Source organism: Candidatus Cryptobacteroides sp. (genome assembly GCF_056207615.1).
The window spans coordinates 1-1,921 of sequence record NZ_JBAEER010000160.1; the positions used below are offsets into that span (position 1 = coordinate 1).

Annotated in this window: 1 protein-coding gene; it reads right to left on the bottom strand. The window is 52.0% G+C overall.

Features of this window, described 5'->3' with window-relative positions:
* Positions 1–13: 13 nt before the first annotated feature.
* The gene (locus AC06ND_RS09070; RefSeq protein WP_475678662.1) at positions 14–1,666 is read right to left on the bottom strand and encodes a diphosphate--fructose-6-phosphate 1-phosphotransferase; all 1,653 of its coding nucleotides are present in this window, start codon (positions 1,664–1,666) and stop codon (positions 14–16) included.
* Between the last annotated feature and the right edge of the window lie 255 nt (positions 1,667–1,921).

A 1,921-nucleotide genomic window follows, 5' to 3' on the forward strand; every position in this document is an offset into this window, starting at 1 on the left:
CTTCACTCAAATATTATTTTGCCTGTTCGAGCTGAAGTGTCTTAGTTGGCTGGTCGCAAACTTCTGTAGGACCCCAGTACTGGATAGGACCTGGGTAAACGTAAGCTGTTTCCTTTGCCCATACGTCGCGGTTGGCAGCGAAGTACTTGAATGGAGCACCGTCGAGCTCAACGAGAGCCTTGCGGATAACTGGCTTGTTAGCACCGTTACGACGCTCGATGTTCATCATCTTTGTGATAGGCACACCACCTGCGATCCACTCTGCAGCAGGAGCTGTAGTGTTCTTGATTACAGACATGTAGCCGGTCTTGCCGTTAGCGATGAGGCGTGAAGCGTTGTAACCGAGTGAGTAGCAGTAGTCTGCATCGTAGTTAGAAGGAGCTGCACAACGACCTTCGTAACCGAAGAAGTGGTGCTGGGTACCGAACTTGCCTACGAACTTGCCTTCCTTCTTCCATGCAGCGAGCTTGGTGGCAACCATACGAGAGAGGAGCTTCTCAGTCTCGATGAGAGAAACCTGTACGTTACCGTGTGGGTCGCGGTCGAGGCAGAGCTGACGAGCGACATCCTCAGGAAGAGACTCGAGGACTGCGAGGTTGTCAGCAGCGATAGCACCCTTCACGAATGCGATCTGAGCCTCTGCATTAGCGAACTCGCGAGGCTCGCCGGTAGCTGGGTCGGTGAGGACCTCGTTGAGCTCGGCGATGAGCTTCTTGATTGCAGGGATGAACTCGATGATACCCTCAGGGATGACAACGGTACCGAAGTTGTTGCCCTCAGCTGCACGAACTGCGACAGCGTTTGCGATATAGGTTACTACGTCGTCGAGAGACATTTCCTTAGCCTCTACCTCCTCAGAAACGAGGCAGATGTTAGGCTGGCACTGGAGAGCGCACTCGAGAGCGATATGAGATGCTGAACGGCCCATCACCTTGATGAAGTGCCAGTACTTACGTGCAGAGTTGCAGTCACGCTGGATGTTACCGATGAGCTCAGAGTAAGTCTTGCAAGCGGTATCGAAACCGAATGAAGTCTCGATCTGCTCGTTCTTGAGGTCACCGTCGATGGTCTTAGGGCAACCGATTACCTGTACGCCGTACTTCTTTGCAGCATAGTACTCAGCGAGGACGCAAGCGTTGGTGTTAGAGTCATCACCACCGATGATCACGAGAGCCTTGATACCGAGCTCACGGAGGATCTCGATACCCTTCTCGAACTGCTCTTCCTTCTCGAGCTTGGTACGACCTGAACCGATGATGTCGAATCCACCGGTGTTACGATACTCGTCCATGAGCTCAGGAGTGATCTCCATGTAGTTGTGATCAACGAGTCCGCCAGGACCAAGGATGAAACCATAGAGCTTGTTAGCTGGGTTGAGGGACTTAACGCCGTCGAAGAGACCTGAGATGACGTTGTGTCCACCAGGAGCCTGTCCACCTGAAAGGATGATACCGACGTTGAATGCAGGGAGCTCAACCTTCTCACCAGCCTCGAAAGTGATGACTGGCATACCGTAGGTGTTAGGGAAGAGTTCCTTGATCTCGGCCTGGTTACCAACTGACTGAGTTGCAGCACCCTCTACGGCCTTTACTGGGCCCTGGAGTGCCTTAGGAAGCTTTGGCTGATAAGCAGCGCGAGCAATCTGAAGATTGGATTTTGTTGCCATTTTCTTTATGAATTGTTTATGAAATTTCCTTTTGTCTTCGGTCAAACGACCTCTCGTTTTCCGCTTGGCGCGAAATTGGGCGCTAATTTAGCAAATCCTCGTCAATTTTCAAACCCTTCCATAGGAAGGAGTCCGCTATTTCAGTTTCCTGACGACATAATCGCATGCTGCGACCTTGACTCGGATGTCCTCTCCGCTCATAGGGATGTGCACGGTGACGATCTGGTCCTCGTCCGCAAAGTTCGCCACGATAAG